Here is a 15,410-nt window from a genome sequence, read left to right on the forward strand (position 1 = left end):
CTCGACATTGACCATCACGATGTGCTTGCCGGCCCTGATCGCCGCGCGCGCATGGCGGATGCCCGCGGCCGGGCTGCCGGTTGCTTCGACGACGACCTCGATGGTGTCGGCCAGCGCTTTCGCGCCATCGACGCTGAATGTCGTGCGTTCGATCAGTTCGGTGGGCCAGCCGACCGTGCGGCAGGCGTCGCGGGCGCGCTCGGGATCGAGATCGACGATGACCGGCACCTCGAGGCCCGCGACATGCGGCACTTGTGACAGAAACATCGAGCCGAACTTGCCGGCGCCAATCAGCGCGACGCGGATGGGCTTGCCGGAGGCGGCGCGGGCCTGGAGGAGGGCGTGGAGGTTCATGGGCGACCTTATCAGTTGTCGTCATTCCGGGGCGTGCGGAGCACGAGCCCGGAATCCATACTCACGATGGTGGTTATGGATTCCGGGCTCATCGCTGCGCGATGCCCCGGAATGACGGAGGGAGTGTTACTCCGCCGCCTCGCGATGCGCTCGCGCGAGTTGCAGCAACGTATCATCCGGCAGCGTTTCGATCGGCGTGAAGTCGCGGTGCGCGATGTATTCCGGCCTGGTCGGCGTGCGAATGTGGTTCGAGACGGCGTTCAGCGTCAGGTACACGATCTTGCGCGGATAGGGGGTGATGTTGCCGGCGGAGCCATGCACCAGATTGCCGTGGAACATCAGCATGCCGCCGGGCTTGCCGATCGGCGCGACGATGCCGCCCTCGGCGACCAGGCGGGTGACCGTCGCCTCGTCGAGCGTCCACAGCGGATAAGAGGTCGTGGCAAGATCGTGCGAGGCCTCGAGATCGCCGGCGTGCTGGCTCTTCGGCACCAGCATCAGCGGACCGTTGATCGGCATCACCTCGTCGAGAAAGATCGCGATGTTCATCGCGCGCGGCTCCGGCATGCCATCGTCGCGCTTCCAGGTGCCGTAGTCCTGGTGCCATTGCCAGACATCGCCGGTGAACGCCGATTTGGCGTTGATCTTGAACTGATGCATGTAGAGCTTCTCGCCAAAAATCTGCTCGATCGGCTCGATCATGCGGGGATGCGCCGCCAGCACGCGGAACGCGTCATTGTAGAGATGCGCCGCGAATGCGGTGCGCGGCACGCCGCTCTTCTCGCGCCAGACCTCGGGCCTGTCGGCCGCATAGATCGCCTCCGCCTCTCGGGCGAGGAAGGCGGTCTCCTCCGGGCTGAACAGCTCGGGCAGGAACAGCCAGCCCTCGCGGTTGAAGAATGCGACCTGTTCCGGCGTCAGCTTCATGGCGTTCTCCCTTGTTGTTTTCCTCGTTCGAGACGTCCGATCTTGCGCCGGCCGGTCTCCGCGGGCTTCGTATACGCACCTGTCGACATTGGCAGAATCCGGGTGGATCGCAACATTCTCCAAGCCTAGTTTGATCGGTAGATGATACGGGGCAGCGCGACGATGGAGCCCGCCATGTCAGACCAGAGCTACGCAATGTTTGAAACCGCGATCGGCACCTGCGCGATCGCCTGGGGACCACGCGGCATCAACGCGGTCCAGTTGCCGATGGGCGGCGCCGCCCAGATCCGGACGCGGATGCAGCAGCGTCATGCCGGGATCGCCGAGGCTGAGCCGCCGCAGCATGTGCAGCGCGTCATCGGACGCATCAAGGCGCTGCTGGCCGGCCAGCCGGATGATCTCAGCGACATCGACCTCGATCTCGACGGCGTCAGCGCGTTCCAGCGCGGCGTCTACGACATCGCCCGCCGGATCCCGCCGGGGCAGACGCTGACCTATGGCGACATCGCCAAACAGCTCGGCGGCGTCGAACTGTCGCGTGAGGTCGGTCAGGCGCTCGGACGCAACCCGTGCCCGATCGTCGTGCCCTGCCATCGCGTGCTCGCCGCCGGCAACAAGCCCGGCGGCTTCTCCGCCAATGGCGGCGTCGACACCAAGCTGAAGATGCTGGCGATCGAGGGGGCCGCGGTGAACTACACGCCGAGCCTGTTCGATTGATGGGCCGCCCGTCAGGCTGTTTGATCTCAGGCGCGGGGCGTTCTATGCCATGAGGCAGCTTGTCTTCGCCTGATCCTGCAACGAGCCCGCCGATGAAAATCCCGACGCTGCCCTTCACCGTCACCGACTGGTCCGCCGTTCCCGTCACCGAGCATCCGGGCGAGCAGGGCAAGGCGTATTGGCGGACACTGATGATCGGCGACATCAGGGTACGCCAAGTCGAGTATACGCCCGGCTATCTGGCCGATCATTGGTGCGATCGCGGCCACATCCTGCTGGTGCTGGAAGGCGAGCTCGAAAGCGAGCTCAAGGACGGGCGCAAGTTCACGCTGTCGGCGGGAATGAGCTATCAGGTCTCGGACTTTGGCGATGCCGCACACCGGTCGTTCACCGCGACCGGCGCAAAGCTCTTCATCGTCGATTGAGGGCTAAACGGCTTCGCAGGCGAAGCCGTTGCCCCTGCGCGTGATGCGGCCGACCGAAGGAGAGGGGAAGTGCGCCGTGCAGCACAGCGTCGGCGTGTCGCAATAGCGATCGAGAAAAGCGCGCCGCGTCACCGCAGCCTGCGCCGGATCGACGTCGAATCTCGGTGACAGCTCGGGATAGGCGAGCTGCAGCGGCGTGTGGATCAGGTCGCCGGCGAACACCGCATCGTCCTGGCCCTTGCCGACGGCGACCGCGATATGACCGGGCGTGTGGCCCGGGGTCGGCAGTAGCCGGACATGATCGCCAATCGCAAACGCGTCGCTGACGATGTCGGCCCGCTGCGCCTCGACCACCGGCAGCACGCTGTCGGCGAAGGCCGGCACCTCGGTCTTGGCATTTTGCGCAAGCCAATAGTCGTATTCGGCTTGCGCAAACACGTACCGCGCTTTGGGAAAGGTCGGCACCCAGCGGCCATTGTCGAGCCGCGTGTTCCAGCCGACGTGGTCGGTATGGAGATGGGTGCACATCACCACATCGATGTCGTCGACGGAGATGCCGGCCGCGGCGAGCGCGCGCATGTAGGTATCGTCGGTCTTCATGTTCCAGACCGGCCGCGCGCGCGGCTTGTCGTTGCCGATGCAGCTGTCGATCAGGATGGTGTGGTGAGGCGTCTTCACCACGTAGGACTGGAAGCACAGGATCAGGGTGTCCTGCGCGTCGAGTGCGTTGGCCGTTTGCAGAGCGCCGCGCTCGGTTGCCAGCATCTCCGGCGTCAGATCCGGAAACATCTCGCGCGCCGGCAGGAAGGTGGTCTCCTGCTCGATGATGCGATGGATGGTCGTGTCGGCAACCGAGAATTTCAGCATCGCGGCGCTTTCTATCAGACAATCACGCCGCAGGCGGCACCGAGATCTTCACCGACTCGCGCTCCAGCATCTTCTGATGAAAGGCGTCGAGCGCCGGATAGGCCTTGCGCCAGCCGCAATCGGCGAAGCGGAAATCGGCATAGCCGAGCACGCAGACGAGGCCGATCGAGACGATATCGAACGGGCGCGTCAGCAGGTCAGGCTGCGCATTGAAGCGCGCCATGCCCATCCACGCGCGATTCCAATGGTCGTCGGACCAGGCCTGCCAGCGCGTGCCCTCGGGCCGCACCATCGCCTCGTAGCGGCACAGCAGCATGGAGTCGAGCATGCCCTGCAGCATCGAATGCTCGCTCTTGACCTTCCAGCGCGACGGGCCGGAGGCCGGGATGAGCTTGTTGCCGCCGGCGAGCTCGTCGAGATATTCGACGATGACGTAGGAATCCAGAATGACGTCGCCATTGTCGAGGATCAGCACCGGCAGCTTCTTCAGCGGCGTGATCTTCATGTACTCGTCGTTGGCCTGGCCGGGCATGACAGCGGCGGGCGTGAACTCGATCTTGTCGATCAGGCCGAGCTCGATGGCGGCGATGCGCACCTTGCGGGCGAACGGCGAGGCGGGCGAGAAGGTGAGTTTCATCGAGGCATTCCTGTTGGCTCGCTGCGGATTGTTTGCCCGTCATTGCGAGGAGCGAAGCGACGAAGCAATCCAGAGCCGCGTGTGACGCCCTGGATTGCTTCCGCCTTCGCTCTTCGAGCTTCGACGGACACGTCGCTTCGCTCGCAATGACGGAGAGTGACGTTTAAGCCTCGATGATCTCCTGGCGCTGCTCGCCGAGGCGCTCTATGCCGAGGGTGACGACATCGCCGACGTTGAGGAAGGCCGGCGGCTTCATGCCCATGCCGACGCCGGGAGGCGTGCCTGTCGTGACGATGTCGCCCGGCAGCAGGGTCATGAACTGCGAGACGTAGGAAATGCACTTGGCCATCGAGAAGATCATCGTCGCCGTCGAGCCGGTCTGGCGGCGCTGGCCGTTGACGTCGAGCCACATCGACAGGTTCTGCACGTCCGGAATTTCGTCCTTGGTGACAAGCCAGGGGCCGACGGGCCCGAAGGTGTCATGCGACTTGCCTTTGGTCCACTGGCCCAGGCGCTCGATCTGGAAATTGCGCTCGGAGACGTCGTTGCAGATCGCGTAGCCGGCGACGTGGTTCAGCGCATCGGCCTCGGAGACATACTTGGCGCGGGTGCCGATGATCGCGGCGATCTCGACCTCCCAGTCGAGCTTGGCCGAGCCGCGCGGCTTCTCGACCTGGTCATAAGGGCCGCACAGCGCGGTGTTGGCCTTGAGGAAGAAGATCGGCTCGGCCGGGATCGGGTTGCCGGTCTCCTTGGCATGATCGGAGTAGTTGAGGCCGATCGCCACGAACTTGGAGATGCCGGTGACGGGCGCGCCCAGCCGCGGCTTGCCGGACACCGCTGGCAGGGAGGCCGGGTCGATCGCGGCGAGCTTCTTCAGCGACTCCGGCGCGTAGGCGGCGCCATCGAGGTCCTTCACATGGGCCGACAGGTCGCGCAGCTGGCCGGATGCATCGATCAGGCCCGGCTTTTCCGCGCCTTTGTCGCCGTAGCGAACGAGCTTCATTTGGTTTCTCTCCCTCAGATCCTTGGTATTCCAGAGCCCTGTCATGAAGCATGGCGGGGCGAAATTCAACCGTGCGGGCTATGCGCTGCCGCCGCCCGGCACTGCTTCGAAGCGGAAGGCGGCCCCGTCGCGGCGGATGTGGCCGACGTCGAAATGGCCGCCGATCACCAGCGTGCCGGTGTCGGCGAAACGGGAGAACAGCGCCCGCCGCGTGGCGGAGGCCTGCGCCGGATCGGAATCGACCGTCGAGCTCCACTCCAGATGCGCCATCTGGCAGGGATGGTGCGCAACGTCGCCGCTCAGCAGTGCCTGCGCACCATCGGAGCGGATGTGCAGGCTGACGTGCCCGGGGCTGTGGCCGGGCGTCGGGATCAGCGTGATCTCGTCGCTGATCCCGGCATCGCTGGCCACCAGCTCGGCCCTGCCGGCGTCCACGATCGGCTGTACGGAATCCGCGAAGGTCGCGGTCTCGTCGGCTGCCGCGCTGTGGTCGCGCCAGTGCTCATATTCAGTGCGGCCGAAGATGTAGCGGGCGTTCGGAAAGGTGGGAATCCAACGGCTGTCGACGAGGCGCGTATTCCAGCCGACATGATCGACGTGGAGATGCGTGCAGATCACCATGTCGATACTGTCAGGCGGAAATCCGGCTGCGCTCATCGCCTCCAGGAAGGGCGTCGAGCGGGCATTCCACACCGGCACGCTGCGCCCCTGCTTGTCGTTGCCGAGGCCGGTGTCGACGACGATGCGCTTGCTCGGGGTCTCCAGCACCAGGCTGTGGATCGACATTTTCAGCCGGCCTTCGGCGGTGGCGAAATCGGGGCTGAGCCAGGAGAGTTCGCGGATCGCCTCGGGCGTCGCCTGCGGCAGGATGAAGCGGGTGCCGCCCACCGTCTCCAGCTCGGTGAATTTGGTGATCCTGACCCTGCCGACCGTCCACTGCATACGCGCTTCCTCGTTTGTTCTTATAGGGCGCGACGATGCCGTGTCGGACGTTCCAGCGCAATGGATCGAGTTTCGGGAACAAGCGTTGTCGTGACCAATCCACGAGGAGAGGGTCATGCCCGAGCTGACGATATCACCCGAGAAGGTCGCCTTCCTGATCGAGAAGGCCCGCGAGTTCGACGTCAAGGAGCAGGCGACCGACGACGATTCCGGCTCGAATGCCGCCGACGACGACATGATCGACGTGCTGCAGGACAGCGGTGACGATCCCGTCGTGCGCGAGATCACCGGCTTCATCAACGCCATGACCGAAGACGAGCAGACCGATCTGGTTGCCCTGATGCGGCTCGGCCGCGGCGACGGCGATATCGACGAATGGGACGATCTGCGCCGCGAAGCCGCCGGCCAGCGCGACCGCCACACCGCGCGCTATCTGCTGGGCGAGCCGATGCTCGGCGATCTGCTCGCGGAGGGCCTGGACGCGTTCAGCATCGACTGGACTGAAGGGCGAACGACGGCGGATTCGTCGAGCCCGAGCCAGCGCGATGAGGACGAGATCACGAAGCAGTAGTTGTCAGTTCGAGCCCGGCTGATTTCCGCGCGGTCGGTGCGCTCCCTCTCCCCGTTCTTCACGGGGAGAGGGTTGGGGTGAGGGGCAGCCGCACGGGAAGTGTGAGAAGGGCATACGCGCCGGGAGTGTTTGCCGTTGGACCTGTACCCCCTCACCCGGATTGCATCTTCGATGCAATCCGACCTCTCCCCGCAAGCGGGGCGAGGTAGACTCGCAGCGATCGCCGCGCCCAAAAGTCAGCGACAGCAGACGTTGGGCTTACAGCGTGCCCGGGAACGCACCACCATCCAGCAGGATGTTCTGTCCCGTGATGTAGCCGGACTTGGCGGCGCAGAGGAACGCGCAGGCCACGCCGAACTCTTCGGGATCGCCGAAGCGACCGGCGGGGTTGGTCTTGGCGCGGTCGGCCAGGATCTGCTCCGGCGTGACACCGCGCTTCTCGGCTTCGCCCTTCGCCGTCGAACGCAGCCGGTCGGTCTCGAACGGGCCCGGCAGCAGCGCGTTGATCGTGACGTTGTTGATCACGGTCTTGCGCGACAGGCCGGCGACGAAGCCGGTCAGGCCGGCGCGGGCGCCGTTGGACAGGCCGAGAATGTCGATCGGCGCCTTCACCGCGGCCGAGGTGATGTTGACGATGCGGCCGAACTTGCGCGCCATCATGCCGTCCACGGTCGCCTTGATCAGTTCGATCGGCGTCAGCATGTTGGCGTCGATCGCCTTGATCCAGTCGTCGCGGGTCCAGTTGCGGAAATCGCCGGGCGGCGGCCCGCCGGCATTGTTGATCAGGATGTCCGGATCCGGGCAGGCCGCGAGCACGGCGGCGCGGCCCTCGGGCGTGGTGATGTCGCCCGCCACTTCGGTCACCGTGATGCCGGGATTGGCAGCGCGAATCTCGGCCGCTGTCTTGGCCAGCGCCTCGGCGCCGCGCGCGGTAATCGTGACATGCACGCCCTCATTGGCGAGCGCGATGGCGCAGGCGCGGCCCAATCCCTTGCTGGAGGCGCAGACGATGGCGCGGCGGCCCTTGATCCCGAGATCCACGATTGATCACTCCGATATGTCAGTGGCTGGATGATGGGCGCATTCTAGCCGCCCGGACCGCCGCTGATAAGAGCAGCCGGCCTGTGCCGAATTGCATGGCTCGACGCGCGCATGCGCTCAGATGCGGCGTTCCTGCTTGAGCCGGTCGATCAGGCCGGCGACTTCAGGCGGCAGCGAGCGAAAGCCTTTTGCACCCGCGAGCGACAGGATCGGCCGCAGCCGGGAGCCTTCCAGAAAGCGCGGCTGGCGTTCGACCGGAACGATTCTGTCGAACACCAGCACGAGCGTGGTGGCGACCATCGCGACGCGGATGGCGCCGAGCAGGGCGCCGCCGAGCCGGTCACCGAAGCCGGCTTCGGGGCCGATCGCCTCGTCGAGCAGGATGCGTCCGATCTTGCCCAGCGCCGCACCAATGACCACGAACGCCGCGAAGAACTGCAGCCAGCCCTGGGCCAATGGGAGACCGCGCACGTCCTGCAATTGCGGGCTCATCGCGGCCACGACCCCCATCGCCAACGGCATCGCCAGGAGATAGGCGAGGATCGTGATCGCGCTGCGCAAGAGGCCGGTCGAGAAGCCGCTGTAGACGGCAATCACCAGGGCGATACAAGCGGCGAGGTCGAACATATTCATGATGGATATGCTTGGGTTGTAGGGCGGCTCCGTAAACAATTCGCCTTCTCGCTCCGTCAAATCGTCTGTATCAATCGCCGCAACGAAACGAGGGAAACGCGAGGGATCTCTGCATGTCCAACCTGTTCGACGTCAGCCGCGAGGTGATCCTGATCACCGGCGCGAGCCAGGGACTTGGCCGGCAGTTCGCGCGCGTGCTGTCGGCCCATGGCGCGGCCGTTGCGCTGGCGGCGCGCCAGACCGGCAAGCTCAAGGCGCTGGAGGAGGAGATCAAGGCCAAGGGCGGCCGCGCCGCCGCGGTCGAGATGGACGTGACCAGCAATGCCTCCATCGCCAAGGCGCTGGATGCCGCCGAGGCTGCGCTCGGGCCGGTCACCGTGCTGATCAACAATGCCGGCATCGCGGCGGAGAAGCTCGCGGTCGAGCAGAGCGAGGCCGATTGGGACGCGGTGATCGGCGCCAATCTGAAGGGCGCCTATTTCGCCGCGACCGAAGTTGCGCGCCGCATGATCGCGCGGAAGGCGCCGGGCAACATCATCAACATCGCCTCGGTGCTCGGCTTCAGCGTCGTCAAGTTCGTCTCGCCCTATGCGATCTCCAAGGCCGGCGTGGTGCAGGCCACCAAGGCGCTGGCGCTGGAACTCGCCGCCAACAACATTCGCGTCAATGCGCTGGCGCCGGGCTACATAGACACCGACATCAACCGCGACGTCTGGGAGACGCCGGCCGGCGAGAAGCTGATCAAGCGCATCCCGCAGCGGCGCGTCGGTCATGAGAGCGATCTCGACGGCGCCATCATGCTGCTGGCCTCGAACGCGTCGCGCTACATGACCGGCAGCGTGGTGACCGTGGATGGCGGCTTCCTGCTGACCTAATTGGCGCGCATCTCGCCCCGGATCATGTCCGCAGCCTTCTCGCCGATCATGATCGTCGGCGCGTTGGTGTTGCCCCCGATCAAGGTCGGCATGATCGAGGCATCGACGATGCGCAAGCCCGAAAGCCCGTGCACGCGGAGCTGAGGATCGACGACGGCGAGCGGATCATCCACGCCCATCTTGCAGGTGCCGACGGGGTGATAGACGGTGTCGACGCGGTCACGCAGGACGGCGCGGATATCGTCGTCGGTTCTGACGTCCGAGGTGAACAGATCGCGTGTGGCAAGGCCGCGCATCGCCGGTGTCTCCATCAGCCGCCGCGTGGTCTTGTATCCGGCCACCATCGTCTCGACGTCCTCCTCTTCGCCGAGGAAGTTTGGATCGATCAGTGGCGGCGCGAGCGGATCGGCCGTTCTCAACGACACGGTGCCCCGGCTCTTTGGCCGCAGCAGGCAGAAGTGACAGGAGAAGCCGTTGCCGTGGCGCTTGCGGCCGTGGTCGTCGGTGACGGCCATGCCGAAATGCAGCTGGATGTCGGGGATGTCGAGGTTGGGATCGCTCTTCAGGAAGCCGCCGCATTCGGCGAAGTTCGATGTCAGCACGCCCCGGCGCTCGCGCCGGTACTGGCCGATTCCGGCCAGCAGCCTGCGGATCCCCTTCGGCGACAGCGACGAGAAGTTCGGGTTGTCGGAGGTGTAGGCGAAGATGAAGTCGGGATGGTCCTGCAGGTTCTGGCCGACACCGGGCAGATGATGAACGCTGGCAATGCCGTGTTTTGCGAGCGCCGTCGCATCGCCGACGCCGGAGAGCATCAGCAGTTGCGGCGTCTGGAATGCGCCGGACGCGAGGATCACCTCGCGCCGGCAGCGGATCTCCTTGACCTCCTTGCCCTGCCGATACTTCACGCCGACCGCGCGCTTGCCGTCGAACAGGATCATCGAGGCGTGCGCCGAGGTCTCGACGCGCAGATTGCGGCGGCCGAGATGAGGCTGGATATAGGCGCGCGCCGCGCTCCAGCGCTCGCCGTTCTGCTGGGTGACCTGGTAGAGGCCGAGACCTTCCTGGGTTTCCGCGTTGAAGTCCTCGCGGATCGGAAACTGCGCCTCGCGCGCCGCCTGCAGGAAGATCTCGTGCACGGGATTTCCGGTGCGCAGCCGGTTGACCGGCAGCGGACCGGATTGGCCGTGATATTCGCCGTTGAACTCCGCGTTGTTCTCGGCGCGCTTGAAATAGGGCAGCACGTCGTCATACGACCAGCCGGGATTGCCGAGCGCGGCCCATTGGTCGTAGTCGGCGCGGTGGCCGCGGATATAGACCATGGCGTTGATCGCCGAGGAGCCGCCGAGCCCGCGGCCGCGCGGCTGATAGCCGACGCGGCCGTTGAGACCCTTTTGCGGCACCGTCGTGAACGCCCAATTGTTGACGGTGCCTGCCACCATCAGGAACAGCATGTACGGCGTGGTGACGATCCAGTTGTCGTTGCGTCCGCCGGCATCGAGCAGCATCACCGACGTGCCCGGATCCTCGGATAGCCGCCCCGTGACCGTCGCCCCGCCACTGCCGCCACCCACGACGATGAAATCGACTTCCTCCGCCACGCGCGTTTTCTCCCTGATGTTTTTGCTTGTTTGGCCGTCATTCCGGGGCGCCGCGCCCTGCGCGGCGAACCCGGAATCTCGATGTTTGAGTTTCGATCATCTCCAGATTCCGGGTTCGCGCTGCGCGCGCCCCGGAATGACGGGGCCTTGATCAGCTCAGAAACCGCAGCAGCTTCTCGATCCGTGCGATGCTGGCGCCATAGGGCGGATAGAGATCCTTCATGCGGTTGAAGGGCGAGCGGTAGAACACCGGCTTCAGCTTACTGAAGCTGTTGAAGCCCCATTCGCCGTGATAGTGGCCGATACCCGAGGCGCCGACGCCGCCCATCGGCTGGTTCATCTGCGCGAAATGCAAGAGGCAGTCGTTGATGGTGACGCCGCCGGACACGGTGCGCGCCAGCACCTGGTCGCGGGCGGTCTCGTCGCGGCCGAACCAGTACAGCGCCAGCGGCCGGTCGTGGGCGTTGATGGAGCGGATCACCTCGTCGGCGTCGCGATAGGTCAGGATCGGCAGCAGGGGACCGAAGATCTCCTCCTGCATGATCGCCATCTCGGCGGTCGCGCCGACCACAACCGTCGGCGGAAACTTCCGCAGCTTCTTCCAGGCGGGGTCTTCCGGGCTGGTCGTGCTCAGCGGCTTGGCGCCGCGTGCGATCGCATCGCGCAGCAGGCCTTCCAGCCGGGCATAGTGCCGGTCGGAGATGATCGACGTGTAGTCGCCATTGGCGGGGTTGGTGCCGAACATCTGCATCATGTGCCGATGGAGCTTGCCGGCGAAGGCGTCGCGCTGCGGCTCCGGCACGAAGACGTAGTCCGGTGCGATGCAGGTCTGTCCGGCGTTGAGCAGCTTCGCATAGGCGATGCGCTCGGCGGCCTCGTCGAGATCCGCCGAGACGTCGACGATGGTCGGCGACTTGCCGCCGAGCTCGAGCGTGACAGGGGTGAGGTTGCGTCCGGCGGCCTCGGCGACGATGCGGCCGACGCGGGTCGAGCCGGTGAACACCAAATGATCGAACGGCAGCGTCGCGAAGGCCTGTGCAACACCATCCTCGATCCCGGTGACGGACAGCTCCGTCGGGGCGAAGGTCGCGGCGACCAGCTCCCTCAGCAGCGCCGAGAACCGGGGCGTGAGCTCGCTCGGCTTGATCAAGACGCGGTTGCCGGCGGCGAGGGCTCCGATCGCCGGCGCGAGCGTCAGTTGCAGCGGATAGTTCCAGGGCGCGATGATGCCGACGACGCCGAGCGGCTGCGGCAGCAGGCGATTGCGCGCGGGAAAGAACTGCAAGGAGGTGGCGATTCGCCGCGGGGCCATCCAGCGCGGCAGCATCTTCAGCGTGTGCTTCAGCTCGGTCTGCAGGAACAGCGTCTCGGCGATGGTGGTCTCGACCGCGCAGCGATGGCCGAAATCGTCCGAGATCGCCTGCTCGAGGCGCTTCTCGTTGCCGGCGAGCATGGTCCGCAACCGCGTCAGGCTCGCCTGCCGCGCGGCCAGATCGGGGGGTGGCGCGTTGCGCGAGGCCTCGATCATGGCGTGGAATGCGTCGTCGAGCGCGGTGACCGGGGGGGTCTTCAGGGAGTGGTCCATCGACGTCTCCTCGCATGTCCTGCGGCCGCGTTCCGGCCGTCATTCTGGTCGCATCGAAGCTGCCGCGTTGCGGAACCAATGGCAAGCGCGGCGAGGCCGCGGATGCTGTCTAAGGGCTGGACGGATGCGGCGGTAGCCTGCCGCCGATTCCCCGTGTCCCGCAGGCGGCCATGCCGTTGTCCATGACGTTTGCGCCAGCTCGCCCACCAGAGATCGCTGACGTTTCTGAGCCAAGCTTCTAATCCATTGATTAAAAGAGGATTTTTGAACAGCGGGCGGAGGAGTCGCCGGTGTCACAATCCGGCAAAAAAACTTCCGAAAAGGCCTTTCCAAACCCGCCTCGCATTGGTACATACCGCCCGCACCCGATGGCCGGCACGGCCGACGGGCTCAAGCCTTCTCAGGAAGCTTTGGGATGAACTCGGCGACGCTCAGACGCGTCAGCCAGGAGCACCCGGCAATTCCCTGAAGGCGTGCACAAGTTAACGCGGGGTGGAGCAGCCCGGTAGCTCGTCAGGCTCATAACCTGAAGGTCATAGGTTCAAATCCTATCCCCGCAACCAAGACTGAACTCCCGTAGCCGACCGGCTGCGGGAGTTTTGTTTTTGTGCGTCCTTTTGCCGTCGTAACGAACAGCGTCTTGAGGTCCGGTCCGCCGAAGCAGACGCATGTCGGGTTGGTCGCTGTTCGCGCCAACGCATGCACCGTCAGTCTTTTCTTGGACGCTGGGCAAAGCGTTATCAGTACCTGGTCGGCGCCGGCACCGCAGTGCGGTTCACGGGCACCGTGACAGGCTGGTAGGAGAATACGTCGCGGCTGCGCGGATCGACGGTGACCTCGAGCCAGCGTACATCGTTGTTGTCGTTGCCCTGGTTGTCGCCGAACGTTTCGACGCGGACGAAATTCTCCAGCCGCTGCCCGCTGGCCGCTGCTGTTGAGGATAATCGAAATTGCATGTGCAAGATCCCCTAAGATCTCGGTTGCGCGGCCGCTTGCAGGGAAGCGGCCGCGCAACGATGCGGAGCCTCGATAGCGGGGACGTGACGATCGTCTGACATCCTCCTGACGGATCTGCGATGCCGGTCGCGGCCAATACGCTGGATCAGATGATCAGAGCCCGCCGTATTGTGCGGCGGGCTCCTCATCATGGTCGCTTTCAATTACCAGCGATCGCCGCCGTAGCCGTGATAATCGTGGTCGTGATGGTGCCAGCCATCATCGCCATCGTGATCGCCGTCCCGATCCGCGAACACGAACAGATTCATGAGGTCGCCGATCGCCGGGCGATTCCGCGGCACATACAGGTGATCGTCACGATCATGGATCGGATTGGGGAGCTGGTCGCGGCTGACGGCCGAGATCGTCGGCAGCCGCCAGTTGCGCTCGATGAACTTCAACAGCGAGACATGATCATAGTAGGTATGGTCGACATGGCCCTTCTTGGCGAGCGGGGAGACGACGATGAACGGGATGCGGGTGCCGTCACCGAGGAAATCCACCGGCTGGACGTAGCCGGAGTCGTAGTAGCCGCCGCCCTCGTCGGTCGTGATGAAGATCGCGGTCTTGGCCCAGATCTTCGGATTGGCCTTGACGCGATTGATCAGCGCCTCGAGGAACTTCTCGTAGAGGTCGGTGGTCGAGTCGGCCGGGTGGCCCGCCAGTGCCTCGAACGGCCGCACGAACGAGACGGCAGGCAGCGTGTTGTTCTCGACGTCCTTGATGAACGCGCCATAGTTCTGCAGCTTGGCTTCCTCCGACGGGGTCTTCATGATCTTGATGAAGCCGGTCAGCGGGTCGCAGATGCCGCAGTAGGAGTGGAACAGCAGCGGAACGCCGTCGACGCTCTTGGCGAAGGTCGTGGCATCGTCGCCGCGATCGGCGCTGTAATACTTCCACGACACGCCCCGCGCCGTCATCACGTCGGCAATGGTGGGGGCGCTCTGCGGCGGCAGCACGAACTTGTCGGAACCGAGCGCATTCGGCTTCGTGCTGCTCTGGTTCCAGAACATGTTGTAGTTATTGACCAGATAATAGTGGTTCGGCGCGCAGCGGTTGTCGTAGACGCCGTTCTTGAGCAGCTGCTCGTTGATCGCGGCCACCCCCGGTGCGGTCGGGTCGGAGCAATTGACGTAGGAGCCGCCGCTATAGCCGTCCTGTTTGTAGTAATTGTTGGTGCCGGGGACCGGATCCGGGTTCTCGATCTGGTTGGCATAGGGCACTGCTGGAGCGCCGTTCATGGTTTCGGGGTTGGTGAAGAACGCCGCATGTCCGGTCACCAGCGACTGGAAGTTGGCGCCGGTGCCGCCCATGATCGCCTGGTGATAGTTGTCGCTGATCGCATATTCGTCGGCCAGCTGCTTGAAGAACGGCGCATCGCCGGGCTGCGCCTTGCCGGTCGCGTCGGTGAACGGGTTCATGTTGTAGAACCCCATCGAGATGGCGCCTTCCATCGGGTTGAAGCCGCCGGCCGGATAGGGCTTGCCGTTCGAGCCGGTGCCGATGGTCTGTTCGACCCACACGAACTTGTCGTGCTTGCCGCCGTCGATGTCCTGCCACATCTGGAAGAACCGATGCACCGGATCGCCAGTGTAGGCGGCATAGGTCACGTATTTCGAGATCTGGTACGGCCCGTTGGGAAGATTGGCCGGAAAGCGGGTGTCGAGCACGTTCTGCGGCAGGCCGATGCCGTAGGTCGTGTAGGGCTGCGGCAAGGTCGCATAGGCGCCGGTCGAGGCGGTCTCGGCGCCGTAGCGCACCTCATCGCGGCCGATCCGCTGCTCGGCCTTCTTGAAATGCCGGCCGGGTGAGCCGTCTTCATTGACGATACCCTTGCTCAGCAGATTGTCGATGCTCTGGCCCGGCTTCGGCTTGTAGGTGCCGAACAGATTGTCGAAGGTGTGGTTCTCACCGACGATGATAATGACGTGCTCGATGGGCGTGCTGGTCGCAGGGCCTGCGAAGGCCGGTGCGACGCTGGTGCTTGCGAACACAGCAGTGGTCGCGAGCGCGATCGCCTTGGATCGCGTGACTATTCTGGTCATGGATGTCTCCCGACGGAGTGGTGGTCGGCACCGGCTCGGAGTGATGCAGTGCCTGCGACGATTTATCGCGGCAACAAATTGCAACGCAGTGTCGATCTCGATGCGGTTTTGTGACAGCCGCAACGAAACGACACGCGTGCGCCGTCCCGCGCATCGCAGCGATGCGTCAGTTGGCAGCGGATGTCTGCTGA

16 protein-coding genes, 1 tRNA gene and 1 pseudogene (1 of these 18 running past the window's edge) are annotated in these 15,410 nt (G+C 64.8%); 5 read left to right on the forward strand and 13 right to left on the reverse strand.

The window, feature by feature from the left end; genetic code table 11:
* Window positions 1–354: the beginning of an NAD(P)H-dependent oxidoreductase gene (locus ACQR1L_RS21375; RefSeq protein ID WP_434859897.1), read on the reverse strand. Its footprint begins 951 nt before the window's first position; 354 of the gene's 1,305 nt are visible here — the first part of the coding sequence; it begins with the start codon at window positions 352–354; its stop codon lies beyond the left edge, outside the window.
* A gap of 126 nt (window positions 355–480) precedes the next feature.
* Window positions 481–1,281 (reverse strand): phytanoyl-CoA dioxygenase family protein, encoded by an 801-nt coding sequence (locus tag ACQR1L_RS21380; RefSeq protein WP_434859898.1) that lies wholly within the window; start codon window positions 1,279–1,281, stop codon window positions 481–483.
* 174 nt (window positions 1,282–1,455) lie between these two features.
* Between ACQR1L_RS21380 and ACQR1L_RS21385 the strand changes: the two genes are divergently transcribed.
* A complete protein-coding gene (locus ACQR1L_RS21385; protein ID WP_434859899.1) occupies window positions 1,456–1,998 on the forward strand; it encodes a methylated-DNA--[protein]-cysteine S-methyltransferase in 543 nt (180 codons plus the stop codon).
* 92 nt (window positions 1,999–2,090) lie between these two features.
* Complete coding sequence (locus ACQR1L_RS21390) at window positions 2,091–2,423, forward strand: DHCW motif cupin fold protein (RefSeq protein ID WP_315722021.1); 333 nt, start codon at window positions 2,091–2,093, stop codon at window positions 2,421–2,423.
* Between the two features lie 3 nt (window positions 2,424–2,426).
* Here ACQR1L_RS21390 and ACQR1L_RS21395 read toward each other — a convergent pair whose 3' ends face one another.
* The 4 genes from ACQR1L_RS21395 to ACQR1L_RS21410 form a co-directional block, all read right to left on the reverse strand.
* Complete coding sequence (locus ACQR1L_RS21395) at window positions 2,427–3,290, reverse strand: MBL fold metallo-hydrolase (protein WP_434859900.1); 864 nt, start codon at window positions 3,288–3,290, stop codon at window positions 2,427–2,429.
* Between the two features lie 22 nt (window positions 3,291–3,312).
* Complete coding sequence (locus ACQR1L_RS21400; protein WP_434859901.1) at window positions 3,313–3,927, reverse strand: glutathione S-transferase family protein; 615 nt, start codon at window positions 3,925–3,927, stop codon at window positions 3,313–3,315.
* Window positions 3,928–4,090: 163 nt separating this feature from the next.
* Window positions 4,091–4,933 (reverse strand): fumarylacetoacetate hydrolase family protein, encoded by an 843-nt coding sequence (locus ACQR1L_RS21405; RefSeq protein WP_434859902.1) that lies wholly within the window; start codon window positions 4,931–4,933, stop codon window positions 4,091–4,093.
* A 78-nt stretch (window positions 4,934–5,011) separates the two neighbouring features.
* Window positions 5,012–5,875, reverse strand: coding sequence for an MBL fold metallo-hydrolase (locus tag ACQR1L_RS21410; RefSeq protein ID WP_434860068.1), 864 nt, complete (start codon window positions 5,873–5,875; stop codon window positions 5,012–5,014).
* 115 nt (window positions 5,876–5,990) lie between these two features.
* Between ACQR1L_RS21410 and ACQR1L_RS21415 the strand changes: the two genes are divergently transcribed.
* Complete coding sequence (locus tag ACQR1L_RS21415) at window positions 5,991–6,446, forward strand: DUF3775 domain-containing protein (RefSeq protein ID WP_434859903.1); 456 nt, start codon at window positions 5,991–5,993, stop codon at window positions 6,444–6,446.
* Between the two features lie 258 nt (window positions 6,447–6,704).
* Here the strand turns inward: ACQR1L_RS21415 and ACQR1L_RS21420 are convergent, their stop codons facing one another.
* Both ACQR1L_RS21420 and ACQR1L_RS21425 read right to left on the reverse strand, forming a co-directional pair.
* Window positions 6,705–7,487: an SDR family oxidoreductase gene (locus ACQR1L_RS21420; protein WP_434859904.1), complete on the reverse strand. Its 783-nt coding sequence runs from the start codon at window positions 7,485–7,487 to the stop codon at window positions 6,705–6,707.
* A gap of 117 nt (window positions 7,488–7,604) precedes the next feature.
* A complete protein-coding gene (locus tag ACQR1L_RS21425) occupies window positions 7,605–8,120 on the reverse strand; it encodes a CvpA family protein (RefSeq protein WP_434859905.1) in 516 nt (171 codons plus the stop codon).
* Window positions 8,121–8,233: 113 nt separating this feature from the next.
* Here ACQR1L_RS21425 and ACQR1L_RS21430 point away from each other — a divergent pair, with 113 nt between their 5' ends.
* The gene (locus ACQR1L_RS21430; protein ID WP_434859906.1) at window positions 8,234–8,995 is read left to right on the forward strand and encodes an SDR family NAD(P)-dependent oxidoreductase; all 762 of its coding nucleotides are present in this window, start codon (window positions 8,234–8,236) and stop codon (window positions 8,993–8,995) included.
* Here the strand turns inward: ACQR1L_RS21430 and ACQR1L_RS21435 are convergent.
* Both ACQR1L_RS21435 and ACQR1L_RS21440 read right to left on the reverse strand, forming a co-directional pair.
* The gene (locus tag ACQR1L_RS21435) at window positions 8,992–10,593 is read right to left on the reverse strand and encodes a GMC family oxidoreductase (protein ID WP_434859907.1); all 1,602 of its coding nucleotides are present in this window, start codon (window positions 10,591–10,593) and stop codon (window positions 8,992–8,994) included. The two genes, ACQR1L_RS21430 and ACQR1L_RS21435, sit on opposite strands and share 4 nt — an antisense overlap.
* Window positions 10,594–10,744: 151 nt before the next feature.
* Entirely contained in the window at window positions 10,745–12,178 is a 1,434-nt protein-coding gene (locus tag ACQR1L_RS21440; RefSeq protein ID WP_434859908.1) for a coniferyl aldehyde dehydrogenase, read from the reverse strand.
* Between the two features lie 486 nt (window positions 12,179–12,664).
* Between ACQR1L_RS21440 and ACQR1L_RS21445 the strand changes: the two genes are divergently transcribed.
* Window positions 12,665–12,741: transfer RNA gene (locus tag ACQR1L_RS21445), tRNA-Met, on the forward strand.
* Here the strand turns inward: ACQR1L_RS21445 and ACQR1L_RS21450 are convergent.
* The 3 genes and pseudogenes from ACQR1L_RS21450 to ACQR1L_RS21460 form a co-directional block, all read right to left on the reverse strand.
* Window positions 12,698–12,883, reverse strand: a complete 186-nt coding sequence (locus ACQR1L_RS21450) for an SMP-30/gluconolactonase/LRE family protein (RefSeq protein ID WP_434860069.1) — start codon at window positions 12,881–12,883, stop codon at window positions 12,698–12,700. The two genes, ACQR1L_RS21445 and ACQR1L_RS21450, sit on opposite strands and share 44 nt — an antisense overlap.
* A gap of 35 nt (window positions 12,884–12,918) precedes the next feature.
* Window positions 12,919–13,104: pseudogene (locus tag ACQR1L_RS21455) on the reverse strand (hypothetical protein); the annotation flags it as partial.
* 234 nt (window positions 13,105–13,338) lie between these two features.
* A complete protein-coding gene (locus ACQR1L_RS21460) occupies window positions 13,339–15,219 on the reverse strand; it encodes an alkaline phosphatase family protein (RefSeq protein ID WP_434859909.1) in 1,881 nt (626 codons plus the stop codon).
* Window positions 15,220–15,410: the final 191 nt, after the last annotated feature.

The sequence above is a fragment of the Bradyrhizobium sp. HKCCYLR20261 genome, from assembly GCF_051168435.1.
Classification (GTDB): Bacteria; Pseudomonadota; Alphaproteobacteria; order Rhizobiales; family Xanthobacteraceae; genus Bradyrhizobium.

Bases quoted from the DNA above. Each gene is read 5' to 3' on its own strand.
- ACQR1L_RS21380 (WP_434859898.1), bottom strand. From the start codon at position 1,281: ATGAAGCTGACGCCGGAACAGGTCGCATTCTTCAACCGCGAGGGCTGG.
- ACQR1L_RS21385 (WP_434859899.1), top strand. From the start codon at position 1,456: ATGTCAGACCAGAGCTACGCAATGTTTGAAACCGCGATCGGCACCTGC.
- ACQR1L_RS21390 (WP_315722021.1), top strand. From the start codon at position 2,091: ATGAAAATCCCGACGCTGCCCTTCACCGTCACCGACTGGTCCGCCGTT.
- ACQR1L_RS21395 (WP_434859900.1), bottom strand. From the start codon at position 3,290: ATGCTGAAATTCTCGGTTGCCGACACGACCATCCATCGCATCATCGAG.
- ACQR1L_RS21400 (WP_434859901.1), bottom strand. From the start codon at position 3,927: ATGAAACTCACCTTCTCGCCCGCCTCGCCGTTCGCCCGCAAGGTGCGC.
- ACQR1L_RS21405 (WP_434859902.1), bottom strand. From the start codon at position 4,933: ATGAAGCTCGTTCGCTACGGCGACAAAGGCGCGGAAAAGCCGGGCCTG.
- ACQR1L_RS21410 (WP_434860068.1), bottom strand. From the start codon at position 5,875: ATGCAGTGGACGGTCGGCAGGGTCAGGATCACCAAATTCACCGAGCTG.
- ACQR1L_RS21415 (WP_434859903.1), top strand. From the start codon at position 5,991: ATGCCCGAGCTGACGATATCACCCGAGAAGGTCGCCTTCCTGATCGAG.
- ACQR1L_RS21425 (WP_434859905.1), bottom strand. From the start codon at position 8,120: ATGAATATGTTCGACCTCGCCGCTTGTATCGCCCTGGTGATTGCCGTC.
- ACQR1L_RS21430 (WP_434859906.1), top strand. From the start codon at position 8,234: ATGTCCAACCTGTTCGACGTCAGCCGCGAGGTGATCCTGATCACCGGC.
- ACQR1L_RS21440 (WP_434859908.1), bottom strand. From the start codon at position 12,178: ATGGACCACTCCCTGAAGACCCCCCCGGTCACCGCGCTCGACGACGCA.
- ACQR1L_RS21460 (WP_434859909.1), bottom strand. From the start codon at position 15,219: ATGACCAGAATAGTCACGCGATCCAAGGCGATCGCGCTCGCGACCACT.